At 71.3% G+C, this 16,269-nt stretch carries 13 protein-coding genes; 3 read left to right on the top strand and 10 right to left on the bottom strand.

Annotated elements, in window-relative coordinates; genetic code table 11:
- Window positions 1-131: 131 nt before the first annotated feature.
- The 4 genes from ACZ4NT_RS10730 to ACZ4NT_RS10715 all read right to left on the bottom strand — a co-directional run bounded on the left by ACZ4NT_RS10730 (window position 132) and on the right by ACZ4NT_RS10715 (window position 4,296).
- A complete protein-coding gene (locus ACZ4NT_RS10730; RefSeq protein ID WP_121406044.1) occupies window positions 132-1,397 on the bottom strand; it encodes a YtxH domain-containing protein in 1,266 nt (421 codons plus the stop codon).
- Entirely contained in the window at window positions 1,387-1,953 is a 567-nt protein-coding gene (locus ACZ4NT_RS10725; RefSeq protein WP_121406043.1) for a DUF6114 domain-containing protein, read from the bottom strand. Before ACZ4NT_RS10725 ends, ACZ4NT_RS10730 begins: the two co-directional genes overlap by 11 nt.
- 111 nt (window positions 1,954-2,064) lie before the next feature.
- On the bottom strand, window positions 2,065-2,697 hold the full coding sequence (locus ACZ4NT_RS10720; RefSeq protein WP_121406042.1) for a DUF6230 family protein: 633 nt from the start codon (window positions 2,695-2,697) through the stop codon (window positions 2,065-2,067).
- A 621-nt stretch (window positions 2,698-3,318) separates the two neighbouring features.
- Complete coding sequence (locus ACZ4NT_RS10715) at window positions 3,319-4,296, bottom strand: tetratricopeptide repeat protein (protein WP_121406041.1); 978 nt, start codon at window positions 4,294-4,296, stop codon at window positions 3,319-3,321.
- A gap of 279 nt (window positions 4,297-4,575) precedes the next feature.
- Between ACZ4NT_RS10715 and ACZ4NT_RS10710 the strand changes: the two genes are divergently transcribed.
- A complete protein-coding gene (locus ACZ4NT_RS10710) occupies window positions 4,576-5,202 on the top strand; it encodes a TetR/AcrR family transcriptional regulator (RefSeq protein ID WP_121406446.1) in 627 nt (208 codons plus the stop codon).
- A gap of 355 nt (window positions 5,203-5,557) precedes the next feature.
- Here the strand turns inward: ACZ4NT_RS10710 and ACZ4NT_RS10705 are convergent, their stop codons facing one another.
- From ACZ4NT_RS10705 to ACZ4NT_RS10690, 4 genes are all read right to left on the bottom strand, one after another.
- Window positions 5,558-7,258 (bottom strand): acyl-CoA mutase large subunit family protein, encoded by a 1,701-nt coding sequence (locus ACZ4NT_RS10705; protein WP_467724715.1) that lies wholly within the window; start codon window positions 7,256-7,258, stop codon window positions 5,558-5,560.
- A gap of 144 nt (window positions 7,259-7,402) precedes the next feature.
- On the bottom strand, window positions 7,403-7,735 hold the full coding sequence (locus ACZ4NT_RS10700; protein WP_121406039.1) for a DUF3817 domain-containing protein: 333 nt from the start codon (window positions 7,733-7,735) through the stop codon (window positions 7,403-7,405).
- A 64-nt stretch (window positions 7,736-7,799) separates the two neighbouring features.
- Window positions 7,800-8,309, bottom strand: coding sequence for a MarR family transcriptional regulator (locus tag ACZ4NT_RS10695; protein WP_121406038.1), 510 nt, complete (start codon window positions 8,307-8,309; stop codon window positions 7,800-7,802).
- A 10-nt stretch (window positions 8,310-8,319) separates the two neighbouring features.
- The gene (locus ACZ4NT_RS10690; RefSeq protein ID WP_121406445.1) at window positions 8,320-9,660 is read right to left on the bottom strand and encodes an MFS transporter; all 1,341 of its coding nucleotides are present in this window, start codon (window positions 9,658-9,660) and stop codon (window positions 8,320-8,322) included.
- A gap of 81 nt (window positions 9,661-9,741) precedes the next feature.
- On the opposite strand from ACZ4NT_RS10690, the gene ACZ4NT_RS10685 reads away from it, so the two are divergent.
- Complete coding sequence (locus ACZ4NT_RS10685; RefSeq protein ID WP_467724712.1) at window positions 9,742-10,725, top strand: ArsR/SmtB family transcription factor; 984 nt, start codon at window positions 9,742-9,744, stop codon at window positions 10,723-10,725.
- 109 nt (window positions 10,726-10,834) lie between these two features.
- Window positions 10,835-11,845, top strand: a complete 1,011-nt coding sequence (locus ACZ4NT_RS10680; protein ID WP_121406036.1) for a glycoside hydrolase family 6 protein — start codon at window positions 10,835-10,837, stop codon at window positions 11,843-11,845.
- A 13-nt stretch (window positions 11,846-11,858) separates the two neighbouring features.
- On the opposite strand, the gene glxA is transcribed toward ACZ4NT_RS10680, so the two are convergent.
- Window positions 11,859-13,814 (bottom strand): radical copper oxidase GlxA, encoded by a 1,956-nt coding sequence (glxA, locus tag ACZ4NT_RS10675; RefSeq protein WP_467724710.1) that lies wholly within the window; start codon window positions 13,812-13,814, stop codon window positions 11,859-11,861.
- Between the two features lie 3 nt (window positions 13,815-13,817).
- The gene (locus ACZ4NT_RS10670; protein WP_467724708.1) at window positions 13,818-15,602 is read right to left on the bottom strand and encodes a glycosyltransferase family 2 protein; all 1,785 of its coding nucleotides are present in this window, start codon (window positions 15,600-15,602) and stop codon (window positions 13,818-13,820) included.
- Window positions 15,603-16,269 lie beyond the last annotated feature (667 nt).

Here is a 16,269-nt window from a genome sequence, read left to right as displayed (position 1 = left end):
GTCTACATATATCTACCCCACTACATACCCCCCCCCCCCCCCCCTCCCTCCCCCCCCCCCCCCCCCCCCCGGTCCTGTGCGGCTCCCGAACGGGTCCTGTGGCCGGCCTCGGCCGGCGCGGTGCGGCGGGGTCAGCCGGTGGTGTACTGGTGCAGCCCCGGCACGGTCAGGTCTCCGCCGAACTGACCGGCCTGCACGACCTTCACCTTGGTGAAGTAGATCAGCGGGATGTTCAGCGGCGGCGGGTTGTCCGGGTCGAAGGTGACCGGGATCAGACCGAGCAGGTTCCCGGAGATGCTCTCCGTGTACATGACGGTCTTGCCGTTGCGGATGGTGGACGTCGAGCCCTTGGCCGCCTGCACGTGGTACGTCTTGCCGGCCTGCTTGTCGTCGACCGTCTGGTGCAGGTCGCCGATGTCGGTGCCGTCGGAGATGACGTACTTGAGGACCTTCTTGACGGTGCCGTTGGCGGTGCGCACCTTCACGATGCCCTGGTAGTCGGCGCCCTTGAGGAGCAGGGAGCTGGCGTTCAGGTACCACGGGTCGTCGGGCAGGGAGGCGATCTTCTCGACGCCGCCCTCCTCGTCGGTGGCGGTGGGGCAGCCCTCCGCGTCCGCGCTCTCGCTCGCGGACGGGCTCGGGGACGCGGTGGCGTCACCGGCCGCCTCCTTGGCCTTCTCCGCCGTCTCCTCGACCGTCTTGGACGCCGTGTCGGTGGTGTCCTTCACGGTGTCCTCGACCGTCCCGGTGACCTTGTCGGCCGTGTCCTTGACGGGGTCGGACGTCTCCTTGCCCGGGCTCGCCGTGGCGGAGGCGGACGGCGTGGGGGTGGCGCTCGCCTCCTCCTCGTCGTCGGGCGTGAGGACGTCCTTGATGGCATCGCCGATGCCCAGCGGGTCCAGCGGGTTCTTGGTCTCGGACGGCGAGGGTGTCGCCGTGGCCGTGTCGTCGCCGCCGCTGCTCTGGGACGTCTTGCTCGGGGACGGCGCCGGGGTGGACTCGCCCTTGTCGTCGGAACCTGAATCCGACGAAGAGGACTTGTCCGGGGACGTCGTGGCCGAAGGAGCCGGCTCCGTCGCCTCGGCGCTCTCCGAGGCGGAGGCGGAGGGCGACGGCGAGGCCGACGTCTCCTCGGAACCGTCCAGTGCCTCGACGCACTTCTGGTACTCGTCCGCCGTCAGGCTCTTCGACGACGGGTGGTCCTCGGCCTGCGCGAGCGTCGGCGTGAGTCCCATCCCCATCAGGACGGCCGTCGGCATGGCCGCCAGGGCTATCGCCTTGCCGGCCGGCATGTGGAACCTGGTGAACAACGGCTTCCTGGGCGCCGCGTGACGCGGCCCGGTTCTCACACGGGACTCGTCCACATACGTCCCGTGGGTCACCTCGTCAGCCGGCACTGTGCCTCCCGTTCGCCCCGTTGGTCGGGCTCGTTCCTGACAGATCGTTCGGCTCGTACGGCTCGTTCGGCTCGACGGGCTTGCTCAGCCCGTGCACGGGCTCCGCGGCGGCGGCGTCGGGGACCTCGCTCTTGCGGGCCACTCCGGCCGGCTCCGGGTTCTGCGCCCCGGGTGCCCAGGAGACCGCCATGGCCCCGCCGATGAGGGCGAGCAGGAAACCGATCAGGAAGCCGCCCAGGTTGGACACCGGGATGGACACCAGGGCCAGGAGGATCGCCGCGACACCCGCGAAGGTGCGCACGTGCTTCTGGAACCAGAGGCTGAGCCCCAGGACCACGAGCAGCACGCCGATGATCAGGGACCCCGCGCCCGCGGTGGTGGCCATCGCCAGTGTCAGATGGCCGATCTGCAGATTCGCGTACGGGAAGTAGGCGATGGGCAGTCCGCTGAGCAGGACGAACAGGCCGGCCCAGAACGGCCGGTCACCCCGCCAGGCGCGGAACCTCAGCCTCTGGTGGGTGAACTGGCCGGGCGCGGCAGGAGTCTCGGCGCTCATGGAAAACAGCTCCCTGGAACGGCTTTGCTGTGAGAAGTACGCGTACTGCGGAAGGGACGGAGCGGGGCGGACGAGGTAGCCGGCGGCTTCCCCGTCCGCCCCACGGAGTGCCTAGTAGCACTCCTTGACGCCCTTGGACAGCGACATCTTCAGGCCGCTGAGCTTGAACGTTCCGGCAGTGGTCGCCCACGCCGTCTGCTTCACGTCGGTCAGCGTGGCCGAGTCGGCCTGCTGCGCGAAACCGTAGGGGTTCGCCTGGTCGCCCTTGGCGATGCCCGGACCCTTGCTGGCGTCCTTGGCGGCAACACCGATGTCGATGTTGCGGAACGTCGCGTCGGCCTGCAGGTCCTCGACGTCGATGTACAGGTTCTCGGCCTTGACCGGGGTGTCGCCACCGCCGGCCTTCAGCATGAGACTCACGGAACCGAAGATGGGCACGTCCGGGGTGACAACGGACTGGCACATACCCTGGATCGAGGCGGACTTGAACGCCGAGACGGCGACGGGGTGAGCCGTCTTCTTGCCGTCGAGCGTGTAGCCCGCGTCAATGGCTCCGTACTGCGAGAAGCCCGTACCGTCGAGCCGGTCCGCCGTCACCTTGAACGACTGACCGGAGACGCTGAACGACGCGGCGAGAGCGCCCTGCGCGAGGGCGACACCTATCGCTGCCGTGGCGGCCACGCTGGGCACCATCACGACCGCGAACCGCTTCCATCTGGTCCCGCCACGCACCTGGGACTCCATATTTCCTCCTTCTCGGACGTACATCTCCTGGCCCTGACTGCCCCATGACGGCGGCTCAGCCGGGCAGGGATGGGAGAAGTGCTACGTCCTCGGGAAGGAGAGCGCCCGATCTCGACGGCGCGAACTGCGCCCGATTCACCGGCGATCACCCCCGAGCGACAACCACTGGTCGCGCCTGACACACATCACGCACAACCTGCTGGACAGGCTCCGCCGATGAGCGGAGACCCCCCTGTCCAAGAACCGGCGCCACTGCCGCCGGCCCTACTCGGTGGGGACCCAGAAAAACCGGTGGCCCGATTGGCTGTCGGGGTACGGAAATGGACCGAGCGTCGCCGATCGTGGTGCATTCTCGCCGCCGACACAAGGGGGTTCGTTACTCGCTAGTAACGGCCGGATAACCGAACAACGACCCGTCGGTATCGGTCGGCGACTCAGGGTGGTGTCGAGCGAGGGGGCGAAGTACTTGATTTCCGGACGGAATCCGACAGATCAACGCCTCTGACTTACTCCAAGTAACAGCGGCCGCGATTACCAAGTTTTGGTAAAACGCGGCCGCAAAGTCACTCCGGAGGCGAACCTTTCACTCGGGCACCACATGTCCGAGCGTTTAGGGACAGGTCAGAACAGGGCCCTCGCCAGCGACCGGCGCGCCGCCGTCACGCGGGGATCGTCGGCGCCGACGACCTCGAAGAGTTCGAGCAGTCGCAGCCGCGCCGCGTCCCGGTCGTCGCCCGCCACGCGCCGTACGGCGTCGATCAGCCGCCCGAAGGCGTCCTCGACATGACCGCCCACCAGATCCAGGTCCGCGGCGGCGATCTGGGCCCGCACGTCGCCCGGCTTCTCGGCGGCATCCCTGCGCACCTGCTGCGGATCCGCGTCCTGCACCCGCTGGAGCAGCTCCGCCTGTGCGAGCCCCAACTTGGCCTCGCTGTTCGCCGGGTCGTCGCTCAGCACGTTCTTGTACGCCTGGACGGCGCCCGCCAGGTCCCCGGCGTCCAGGGCCCGTACGGCGGCCTCCAGCAGCGCGTCGTAGGGCCCGGCCGGGATCTCCGGCGCCGCCGGGGCGTCCTCCGGCGCGGCCTCCGCGTCGACGGTCAGGCCGGTGAGCCCGAAGCGCTGCTCCGCGACCTGGACGAGCTGGTCCAGCGTGCCGCGGATCTGCGTCTCGCCCGCGGCCCCCTGGAAGAGCGGCAACGCCTGGCCGGCGACCACCGCGAAGACGGCCGGGATCCCCTGGATCCCGAACTGCTGCATCAACATCTGGTTGGCGTCGACGTCGATCTTGGCGAGGACGAAGCGTCCGTTGTACTCGACCGCCAGGCGCTCCAGGACCGGGCTGAGCTGCTTGCACGGCTCGCACCACTCGGCCCAGAAGTCGATGACGACCGGTACCTCGGTGGAGCGCTGCAGGACGTCGCGCTCGAAACCCGCCTCGTCTACGTCGATGACGAGGCCGGCGGGGGACACGGCCCCGCCTCCGCCGCCCTGCCTGGCCGCTTCGGCGCGCGCCTGCTCCGCCTTCGCCTTGGCCTCCTGGGCCGCCTTCACCGCGGCGAGGTCGACGACTCCGCTCATGGACATGTTCCGTGGCTGCATGAGTACATCCTCCCCCTTCCGCGCGCACGTGTGAAAAGCGTGCTCGAAGCCAGGCCCGTGACGTGGTCGAAGCCCGGCCTGTCGGTGTGCTGTTCGGCGCCGGGTCCCCACCTGGCGCCTGTGGTTGTCGCTCGCGCGGCAGAGCCGCACCAGCTTTCGCTACGAGTCGTAGCGTAACTCCCCCGAAGCGCCGCCGTACGCGATACCCCGGTGATCTCCCTCACGGCCTCGCAGAACAGCCGGATATGGTCCTCGCCATGCCCGGATATGGTCGCTGACATGCAGAGCCGCACCTCGGTCCCCCGCACGGGGCGTCCCCGCAGCGCCGCCGCGGACGCCGCGATCCTGGACGCCACGCGCGCGGCGCTGGTCGAACTGGGCTGGTCCAAGATGACGTTGGGGGACGTCGCGACCCGCGCCGGGGTCGCCAAGACGACGCTCTACCGCCGCTGGGCGGGCAAGAACGAGCTCGTCGTCGACGCCGTCGCCGTCCTCTTCGACGAACTCGAACTGCCCGACCGCGGCAGTCTCGCCGCCGACATCGAGGGCGTGGTGCTCCAGTTCGCGGCGATCCTCAGCCGTCCCGAGACGAAGACCGCCCTGATGGCCGTCGTCGCGGAGTCCACCCGCGACGAACCCCTCCGCGAGCGCATCCGCACCTCGATCGTCGACCGCCAGAAGCGCCTCGTCCTGGAGGGCCGCGCCCGCGCGCAGGAACGCGGCGAACTGCCCCCCGAGGAGGACCCGCAGTCGGCCGCCCGCACGGCGGACCTCATCTTCGACGTGGTCGCCGGCGCGGTGGTGCACCGCACCCTGGTCAGCGCGGAGCCCGCGGACGAGGAGTGGGTCCGCAGCTTCACCCGCATACTGCTCCTGGGTCTGACAGGCGCGGCAACCCAGGACTGACCGGCGCCCGGCCCGTCCGGCGCCGGGGAACGGCTCGCGCCTTGCCGAGGATTTCCCAGCCCGTCCGGCCCTGGGGAACGAGCGCGCACCTCCCGGACACGGGGAGGATTTCCCAGCCCGTCCGGCGCTTGAGGACGAGCGCGTCAGCGCGACACACGACAGCAGACCCGCACCCCCCCGGCCGGACAGCGGCGCAACCCACCAGCCCGTCCGGCCCTGGGGAACGAGCGCCCACCTCCCGGACACGGGGAGGATTTCCCAGCCCGTCCGGCGCTTGAGGACGAGCGCGCCAGCGGCGACACGGGGGGGGGGCCGGGGGCAGCGCCCCCCGCACCGGCACCGCTCCCGGCGGTGCCTAGAAGCCCGCCGGCTCCGTGTACACCCCCCACTCGTCCCGCAGCACGCCACAGATCTCCCCGAGCGTCGCCTCGGCCCGCACCGCGTCGAGCATCGGCCCGATCATGTTCGACCCGCCCCGCGCCGCCGCGAGCATCGCGTCCAGCGCCGCCCGCACCGCCGCGTCGTCGCGGCCCTCCTTGCGGGAGCCCAGCACCCGTACCTGCTCCCGCTCGACCTCGTGGCTGACCCGCAGGATCTCCAGGTCGCCGGTCACGGACCCGTGGTGCACGTTGACGCCCACCACCCGCTTGTCCCCCTTCTCCAGGGACTGCTGGTACTGGAAGGCGGACTCGGCGATCTCGCCGGTGAACCAGCCGTCCTCGATGCCTCGCAGGATGCCCGAGGTGATCGGCCCGATCGGGTGCTGCCCGTCGGGGTGGGCCCGCAGCCCGCGCTCCCTGATCTGCTCGAAGATCTTCTCGGCCTCGGCCTCGATCCGGTCCGTGAGCTGCTCGACGTACCAGGAACCGCCCAGCGGGTCGGCGACGTTGGCGACGCCGGTCTCCTCCATCAGCACCTGCTGCGTCCGCAGGGCGATCTCCGCCGCCTGCTCGGAGGGCAGGGCGAGGGTCTCGTCCAGCGCGTTGGTGTGCAGCGAGTTGGTGCCGCCCAGCACCGCGGCGAGGGCCTCGACGGCCGTGCGGACGACGTTGTTGTACGGCTGCTGGGCCGTCAGCGAGACACCGGCCGTCTGCGTGTGGAAGCGCAGCCACTGCGCCTTCTCGGACCGCGCGCCGTAGACGTCCCGCATCCAGCGGGCCCAGATGCGCCGGGCCGCACGGAACTTGGCGATCTCCTCGAAGAAGTCGACGTGCGCGTCGAAGAAGAAGGACAGACCCGGCGCGAACACGTCGACGTCGAGGCCGCGGGAGAGCCCGAGCTCCACGTACCCGAAGCCGTCCGCCAGCGTGTAGGCCAGCTCCTGCGCGGCCGTGGAGCCCGCCTCGCGGATGTGGTAGCCCGAGACCGACAGCGGCTTGTACGCGGGGATCTTCGCGGCGCAGTGCTCCATCAGGTCCCCGATGAGACGCAGGTGCGGCTCGGGCTGGAAGAGCCACTCCTTCTGCGCGATGTACTCCTTGAAGATGTCCGTCTGGAGCGTGCCGTTCAGCACGGCGGGGTCCACGCCCTGGCGCTCGGCGGCGACCAGGTACATGCAGAAGACCGGCACCGCGGGTCCGCTGATCGTCATGGACGTCGTGACGTCGCCCAGCGGGATGTCCTTGAACAGGACCTCCATGTCGGCGGCCGAGTCGATCGCCACGCCGCAGTGCCCGACCTCGCCCAGCGAGCGCGGGTCGTCGGAGTCGCGCCCCATCAGGGTGGGCATGTCGAAGGCCACGGAAAGACCCCCGCCGCCGTTGGCGAGGATCTTCTTGTAGCGCTCGTTGGTCTGCTCGGCGTTCCCGAACCCGGCGAACTGCCGGATGGTCCACGTCCGCCCCCGGTAACCGGTCGCGTAGAGCCCGCGGGTGAACGGGTACTCCCCCGGCCAGCCGATCCGGTCGAAGCCCTCGTAGGTGTCCCCGGGCCGCGGCCCGTACACCGGCTCCACGGGATCGCCGGAGAGCGTGGTGAAATCGGCCTCGCGCTTGCGCGAAGCGTCGTACCGGGCCTGCCAGCGACGGCGGCCCTCCTCGATGGCGTCAGCGTCCATGCCTTCGAATTTACTAGGACGTCCAAGTAAATGTCGATGCCCCACCGCCGTACACGCCGTACGGCGGTGGTGCGCCGCCCGAACGGGCCTCGCCGGCGACCGTGCCGGGAGGCCCTGCGGGGCTGGTCAGGCCGGTAGGGATCGCTAGGCGACGGCGGGCGAGCCGTCCGCGGTCCGCGTCTCGAGCTCCTGGGTGACCTTGCGCTCCACGAAGAAGGCGGCCGTCGGGATCGTGCCCGCGATGAGCACCCACAGCTGCTTGCCGACCGGCCACTTCGCCTTGGAGCCCAGGTCGAAGGCGAACAGCAGGTAGACGACGTAGAGCCAGCCGTGCGCGATGCCGACCACCTTGGTGAAGTCCTCGGCGCCGTCGATGTGCAGCAGGTACTTGGCGATCACGCCGAGGGTCAGCAGGACCAGCAGCACGCCGGTGACGTAGGCCATGACGCGGTAGCGGGTCAGCACGCTCTTTTTCATGCCTTCGAGCGTAACCGCCGGTTCGGCACGATCTTCGGGCGCCCCCGCGGCCGTACGGTGCCCGCTACTGCTCGTCGAAGTCGTGCGCCGCGATGCGCAGCGGGCGCAGCATCGCGAAGATCTCCGCGCATTCCTCGGCGTCGTACGCCCCGAGGCCGAAGTCCATCGCCATCAGGTCGCGGGTGGCCGCGTCGACCACCTCGCGGCCCTTGTCCGTGATGGACGCGAGGGTGCCGCGCCCGTCGTTGGGGTTGGGGCGCTTGTCGACCAGTCCGGACCTGACCAGCCGGTCCACGGTGTTCGTGACGGACGTGGGGTGCACCATGAGCCGCTCGCCGATCTTGGACATCGGCAGCTCGCCCTCCTTGGAGAAGGTGAGCAGCACCAGGGCCTCGTACCGTGCGAAGGTCAGTCCGTACGGCTTGACGACCGCGTCGACCTCGGCGAGCAGGATCTGGTGCGCGCGCATGATCGAGGTGATCGCGGCCATGGAGGGCACCGCTCCCCAGCGCCGCTTCCAGAGTTCGTCGGCGCGGGCGATGGGATCGAAGGCGAGACTGAGGGGCTTCGGCACGGCAAAGACCCTACCGGCCGGTCATATCGTGGTCAGCCCCGTCTCGCGTTTCGGTCTGTGCGGCCCTGGCGCCCGGGTCCACGCCGGGCGGGACGGCCTCCTCGTCCGGCGGCCGGCCCTCCGTACGCCGGGCCTCCACGGCCAGCAGTACGCAGCACGCGGTGCCCAGCACCCCGGCGCCGGCGACCGTGGCGGCCACCCCGGCGAACTCCGCGGCGACGCCCGACAGCGCCATACCGATGCCCTGCACGGTCATCAGACCCGCGGTGTTGAGGGCCATCGCCCGCCCTCGCAGCTCCTCCGGCACGGCCCGCACGAACCACTGGTCGAGGCCGAGCGTGTACGCCGATCCGGCGCCGGCGACCAGCAGCAGGACCAGCGACCACGCGAGGCCGGGGTGCAGGGCGTAGCCCAGGTACGGCAGCAGGGTGAGGCAGACGAGGGGCAGGGTGATGCGGCCGCGGGTCGCCGGCCGCAGCCGGGCTCCGGCACAGAGCTCCCCGGCGATCGTGCCGACGGGCAGCGCGCACATCAGCAGCCCGAGTCCGGCCGGTCCGGCACCGAGCCCGTCGGCGTAGGGAGCGGCCAGCGCCTCGGGGGCGACGAGGAAGAACGGCGGCACCCAGAACAGCAGGAGCAGCACCCGTGCCCGCCGGTCGGCGAGGACCTGCCGGGCGCCGCGCAGGGAGTCCTTCACCAGGGCCCCGCCGCCGGCCGCCCGGGCCGGTCTGCGGACGGTGCCCAGCCGCAGCAGCGCCGCCGAGAGGAGGAAGGTGCACACGGTGATCACCAGCGCTCCGCGCGGCGCCACGACACTCAGCAGCAGCCCGCCGAGGCCGAAGCCCGCGAGCAGCGCGCCCTGCGAGACGATCCGCAGCAGGGAGCGCCCGAGGACGAACAGGTCGCCGTCGCCGAGCACGTCCGTCAGGGTCGCCATCCGGGCCCCCTGGAAGACCGGCGAGACGACGGCGAGCGCACAGCGCATCGCGAGCAGCACGGCGATGTGCGTACCGGGCACCACCATCGCGGCCACGCATCCCGCGCACACCAGGTCGCACACGACCAGGACCCGCCGGGCGGGGAAGCGGTCGGCGATCCCGGCGAGCAGGGTCCCGCCGACCAGGTAGGGCAGGAAGCCCAGCGCGAAGGTCAGCGCGCTCAGCAGGGGTGAGCCGGTCAGGTCGTAGACGAGGACCGACAGGGAGATCTCGCTGACGACGAGGCCGAGCAGCGAGCAGGCGTGGGCGGCGAACACGGCACGGAACTCGCGGACGGCGAACACGCGCAGGTACCCGGATGCGGGAGGGGACGCGGCGGGCACCGTCGCCGCGGCCTCGGACTCGTTCGGCATGGAGAGCAGCGTGCCGGGCGGAGGGGACGGCACCGTAGAGTTTCGGTGTCAGCCGAATCTTCCCGGTGGCGAGGGGTTCCGATGCCGTTCCACCTGCACTTCGGCGAGGACGATCTGCTGCGCTGCCGGTTCGCGGTGTCCGCACTGTGGGAGACGCAGGAGGCGGTACGGACGCTCGACCGGCCGGAGCGGCACGGCTATCACGCGCCCTGGCTCCGCCGGATCCGCACGGCCGCCGCCGGGCTCGACCTCACGCCGCTCCGGCTGCTCATGCCTCGGCGCGGCCACACGCCGGACTGGCTCGGCCCGCCGCCGATCGGCCCGGCCGTCGGCTTCGAGGAGGAGATCGCCGCGGTGCGCGCCGCCGACCCGGAGGCCGCCCTCGACGACACCGCCCGGGCGCTCGCCGACACTCCGGGCGCCCTGGACTCGCCCAGGGGCCGCGCCCTGCTGGCCGATCCGGTCCGCATGATCGAGGAACTCGCCGACCTGCTGGAGGCGGCCTGGCACGCGCTGGTGGAGCCCGACTGGCCGCGGCTGCGGGCCCTGCTGGAGGCGGACGTGGCGTTCCACTCCCGCCGGCTCGCCGAAGTGGGCCTGGGCGGGCTGCTGCCGGAGCTGGACCGTCGGTTCGCCTGGCGCGCGGGCACACTGACCGTCGACGCCCGGAGTTCGCACGAGCGGGAACTGAAGGGGCAGGGGCTGGTCCTGATGCCGAGCGTGTTCTCCTGGCCCGACGTGGTGAGCGGCTTCGATCCCCCCTGGCAGCCCACGCTGGTCTACCCCGCCCGGGGCATCGGCGGCCTGTGGGCGGAGCCGGGCGAGCGCACCCCGGAGGCACTCGTCAGGTTGTTCGGGCGCGGACGGGCGGCGGTCCTCACCGCGCTGGACGAACCCGCCACCACGACGGCCCTCGCCCACCGGCTGCGTCTCGCTCCCTCGTCGGTGTCCGGCCACCTCTCGGCGCTGCGCGGAGCGGGTCTGCTCGTCTCGCGGCGGTACGGACACCAGGTGCTCTACGAGCGGACGCCGCTGGGCATGGCGCTGGCCTCGGGCGGGACCTGACGGCACCCCGTCGCACGCCCCACCGATGTCGGTTCCCCACCGACTCCACCCCTTATGTCACGATTGCTGACGATTCATCACCAAGGTCACCTTCGTCCAAGGGGGCAGGATGTCCCGGCTGATCCGTACCGCGGCGGTGCTCGCGGCGCTCGGCCTCGCGGCGGGCTGCTCGTCCGCCCCCGAGGCCGACCGGGCCACGTCCGTCGCCCGGGGCGCCTCCCGGGACGCCACGTCCACGGCGGGGTCCCCGTTCTGGGTCGACCCCGCGAGCCCCGCGGCCCGGCAGATCGAGTCGTGGCGGCAGCAGGGACGCACCCGGGACGCCGACCTCCTGGAGCGGATCGCCCGGCAGCCGGCCGCGCTGTGGCCCCCGGGGGACGACCCGGGCGCCGCCGTCCGGGCCACCACGTCGGCGGCGACGCGGGAGGGCCGCACCGCGCTGTTCGTCGCGTACAACATCCCGCACCGCGACTGCGGTCAGCACTCGGCGGGCGGAGCGCCGGACGCGGACGCCTACCGGCAGTGGATCGGACGGTTCGCGGACGCACTCGGCGACAGCAAGGCACTCGTCGTCCTCGAACCGGACGCGGTCGCCCACGTGGTGGACGGCTGCACGCCGGGCGAGTACCACGCCGAACGCGAGCAGTTGCTGGCGGAGGCCGTCGCCCGGCTCAAGCGGCAGCCCCACACCAAGGTGTACCTGGACTCCGGCAACCCCGACTGGATCGACGACCCGTCCAGGCTGGTCGAGCCGCTGCGCCGCGCGGGCGTCGAGCAGGCCGACGGCTTCTCGCTGAACGTCTCCAACTTCCAGACGGACGCGGCGACGACGGAGTACGGCGTCCGGCTCTCGCGCGGCCTCGGCGGCAAGCACTTCGTCGTCGACACCAGCCGCAACGGCAACGGCCCGCTGCGTGGCCACCGCGGCGACACCTGGTGCAACCCGCCGGGGCGGGCCCTCGGCACCGGTCCGACCACCGACACCGCGGAGCCCGCCCTCGACGCCTACCTCTGGATCAAGCGGCCCGGCGAGTCGGACGGGCCCTGCCGGGGCGGCCCGGCGGCCGGCGAGTGGTGGCCGGAGTACGCCCTGGAGCTGGCGCGCAACTCCGGCGCCTAGTGCGCCGGTTCGGCTACCGCACCTGGATCCACTTCGCCTCGGACGGGGTACCTTCCGCGTCCGTCACGAAGAGCATGTACCAGCCGGGCGGCACCAGGCTCGGGTCCTTCGGCACGTCCACCGTCACCGACGACCCGTCCTTGACGATCCCCAGGTCGATGGAGCGCTGCTCGACGTCCGTGGTGTGCGTGACCGCGCTGGGGCGCATCAGCCGGGCCTTCGCGATGCGTTCGGGGTGGTCGGTGGCGAAGGTCGCGCGGTGCTGCCCGTCGAGTTCCTCGGGACCGTCGCCGAGGACCGGACGCAGCTCGGCGTTCTTGTGCAGCGACGGCGGGGTGAAGATCTCCATCCGCTGCTCGAAGTGACCCAGCTTGGTGTTCTGCTGGTCGTCGAAGAGCGGGTCGGAGCCGAAGGTGGCGACCCGGCCGTCCGGCAGCAGCAGCGCCTCGGAGTGGTAGTTGCGGCCCACCCGTGGCGCGGCGGCCTCGCGGAAGGTGTTGGACCTCGGGTCGTAGAACTGCGCCTTGAGGATGTTGCTGGCGCTGCGGCCCCGGTAGTCCTTCGCCCCGTTGGTGGTGAACACCGAGTCGTCCGGCATGATCACGCTGTTCAGGTAGCGGGTGCCCTGCGGGAGGTCGGGCCCGTCCTCGAACACGGGGTTGTCCTTCTTGAGGTCGACGACGGCCGTGCGGCGGGTCGACTTCCTGGACTCCCCGACGCCTCCCCCGCCCAGGATCATCACCTTCTGGTCCTGGGCCGGCGGCAGCAGGAGCGAGGCGGAGGTCTCCGTCGCGTCCGCGTCCCGCAGCCCCGGCACCTTCTCGAACGTGTTGGTCCCCAGGTCCCACAGGCCCGGCTCACGGCCCTGGTCCGCGGGGCCGTACCCCGCGTTCGACGCCGGGTAGAAGAGCTTGCCGCCCTTGGTGAGGAAGAGCGCGGGATACGTCGGGAAGTACCGCTCGGGGCCCGGCGTCCACTGCTTGGTCGCCGGGTCGTAGATCTCGTTGTCGCCCGGGTCGATCACCCCGACGTCGTCGAGACCCGAGACGGCCAGCACCCGGCCGTCGTCGAGACCGACGAGCGTCGGGTACCAGCGGGCCTTGGCCATCGGATCGACGGGCACGTACCTCTCGGCCTTCGGGTCGAACTCGTAGGCCGCCCTGATCCCCTGGAAGTCCTGCTTGTCGAGGGTGATCTTCTCGGAGATGCCGTACGTGTTGGCCCCGTCCTCGCCCGTCAGGCCGACGATCTCGTACTGCGCCTGCTTGTCGGTCACCGACTGCGGGCCCTTCTCGACGGCCTCGACGAAGACACGGGCCTCGCTCGCGGTGATCCTGGTCTCCCAGGGCTGCATCACGCCGGCCCGGTTGTACGTGATCTCCTGCGTGCGCCGGGCCCGCGGGACCGTCACCTCGAACCTGCTGACGTACTCGACGCCGGCCGGGGAGCGGAAGCGGGTCCCCTTCTTCAGCACCATCGCCTTGTCGGGGTCCTCGTTCTTCACCCGCATGCCGCCGCCGGCCCGCTCCACCTCGCCGTCCAGCCGCTCGTAGCGGGCGGTGCCGCCCGCCACCAGGAGCCTGCCGTCCGGGAGTTGGGCGTGTCCCGAGCAGAAGAAGTCGTCCGGGGTGGGGATCTTCTTGAAGGTGTCCGTCCGCGGGTCCCACAGCACGGTGTCGAAGGAGCCCTTGTCGAACTTCCTGATCTCGTTCCCGGAGCCCGCGACGATCAGGACCTTGCCGGTGTGCAGCAGGGCTGCGTGAATGGCGTTGGTACGGAACTCCTCGGGGATGTCGAGCTGCGACCAGGAGCCGTAGCGGGCCTTGTAGGCGGGCTGGGCGATCTTGTACTCGTGGTACTGCTCCTCGGCGAAGCCGAGCACCGCCGGGGCGTTGAGCCCGGCGAGCACGGCGATACCGCCGATGCTCAGCAGCGTCTTCCTGGTCTTCCGCGAGGGCCGGCAGGCCATGGCCTAGTTGCCTCCTGTCGTGGAACCCGGGACCGGGGCCGGGGCTCCGGTGGCGAGGGCGGCCTCCTTGGCCTCGGGGATCCGCGCCGCGGGCGTCCGCCGCGGCGCGCCGGCCCTGCGGTCCCTGAACCGGGTGGCGAGCCAGACCGCGACCGGCGCGAGGGAGATCGCCATGGCGAGGACCGCCCAGGTGCGCATGGCCGCGTGGGTGTGGCCGAGCAGGAACGAGACGAGCAGCGAGAACGCCAGCAGGGCAGCCCAGGACAGATGGATGCGGAAGGTCGCCATCCGGTCGGGGCTGGCGTCGCCGCCCTTGGGGGTGACCACGAACCGGCTGGGGCTGCGCTTGAGGGCCGCGCTCAGCGACTTGAGGTAGATGGGCGCCGAGAGGGCCGACATCGCCATGCCCGCGAGGCCGCCGGAGCCCTCCGGTTCGTGCGGGGAGACGCTGTGCCGCCGGTTCCAGAGGTACAGCCCGATCTGGAGGGCCGCGGCGTCGCTGTAGAGCATCAGCCAGACGGAGGCGGCGACCTGGGTTCCCGAGGCCCCGAACCACAGGAACAGCACGCAGCTGAGGATGCCCAGGAACCAGTTGACGGCCGTCATGGGGTAGTAGACGAGCATCAGCGTGTATGAGAACAGCCGCCCGGGCGGCATCGTGAACGGCGCCTTCCAGTACTGCTTGAGCAGCGTCTCGTACGTGCCCCGCGACCAGCGCAGCTGCTGGGTGAAGAAGTCCGTCCAGGACGCGGGGCCCTCGCCGACCGCGAGCACGTCCGGGGTGTAGACGGAGCGCCAGTGGGCGCCGGTCGTCGGGTTGCGGCGGCGGTGCAGCTCGAAACCCGTCGCCATGTCCTCGGTGATCGAGTCGTACAGCCCGCCGATCTGCCGGAGGGCTGCGATCCGTACGACGTTGTTGGTACCGACGAACATGGGGGCGCGGTAGCGGTTCCCGGCGCGCTGGATGAGCGCATGGAAGAGGAACTGCTGGGACTCGGCCGCCTTGGTGACCGGGCTCTCGTAGTTGCCGTAGACCTGCGGTCCGACGACGAACGCGACGTCCGGGTCCCGGAAGTACCCCATCATCCGCTCCAGGAAGTTGGGGAGCGGGACGTGGTCGGTGTCCACGGAGGCGAAGAACTCGTACTCGTCGCCGTGCATCGCGATCCAGGCGTTGTAATTGCCGTGCTTCGTACGGGCCTTGTGGGCGCCCGTCTCGCGGTTCCACTCCGGCACGCCGAGCCGGGTGAAGTGCTGTACCCCGAGTTCCGCGCAGAGTGCCCTGGCCTGTGCGTCGTCGCCCTCGTCGAGGAGCCAGACGTCCACGGGTCCCGCGTGGGTGACGGCGACCGCGCCCTCCAGGGTGGCGCGGACCATGGAGAGGGGCTCCTTGCCGGGGACGTACGTGGTGAGGAACGCGACCCGGGTGCCGGGCCGGGGGACGACGGGGACGGGGTCGCGGGCGACCATCGTGGCGTGGGCGACGGAGGCGACGTTGACGACCATGAACAGCTCGATCAGACCGATGGATATGAGCATCGTGGCGTCGAGGCCGACGAGCCAGCGGGCACCGCCCTCGCGCTCCACCCAGTGGGTGGGCCACACCAGGTAGACGAGGAGCGCGCAGGTGAGGAGGGGGGCGAGGATCATCAGGAGGACGGCTCGTACTCGGCGCGGCTCACGGGAGAGGAGCTTGGTGTACTGCACCCGGTAGGCCGAGCCGCAGGGCTGTGTGAGCGGTCCCGCGAGTCGGCTGTAGGTCTCGTAGTCGTAGCCCTCGGGCCCCACAGCGCCCTCCAGAGGTTGACGGGTGATCGAACGAGCCGATACCCACACAAAAGTGGAGTTCCCGTGACGTGTCGAACTGGACGGGTCAGACGGAGTACGCCACCTGGCCGCGGTCGGTGCCGGTGCCGGTGCGCTGTCAGCTGGTGGGTGGGTCGGGGCCGCGCCGGTACATCCGCCCGTTGCAGGCCGGGCGCCGAACTCCGTCACAGAGGTGGCCCGGAGGTCCCTGCCCGGCCTGCAACGGGCATCTGATGTACCGGCACGGCCCCTCCCGTGCACTGGCGACTGCGGGCGCGTACCGATTGCGCTGCGGGCCGACGGTGCGTCACCAGCTGCTGGGGGGCCTGCGCCCCAGCTGCGGGCAGGCAGCACGGGGCGGGCGCCCGGCCGGCCGCTTCAGCTGCGGGCCGACGGTGCGTCATCAGCTGCTGGGGGGCCTGCGCCCCAGCTGCGGGCAGGCAGCACGGGGCGGGCGCCCGGCCGGCCGCTTCAGCTGCGGGCAGGCAGCACGAGGTGAGGGCCCAGCTGACGCCCCAGCAGGCGGCGCGGGGGTGGGGGCCCGGCTGGCGCTTCCAGCTGCGGGCAGGCGTGCCGCAAGGGGCGGCACGGGTGGGCGCAGGCGGCACCCCGTCGGCGCCGGGTTCGCCGTCCCACCCGGCGCAAGCCG

The organism is Streptomyces sp. NPDC026417 (assembly GCF_055567695.1).
Note: the sequence above shows the minus strand (reverse complement) of the source record. Positions and strands in the feature narration are given on the sequence as shown.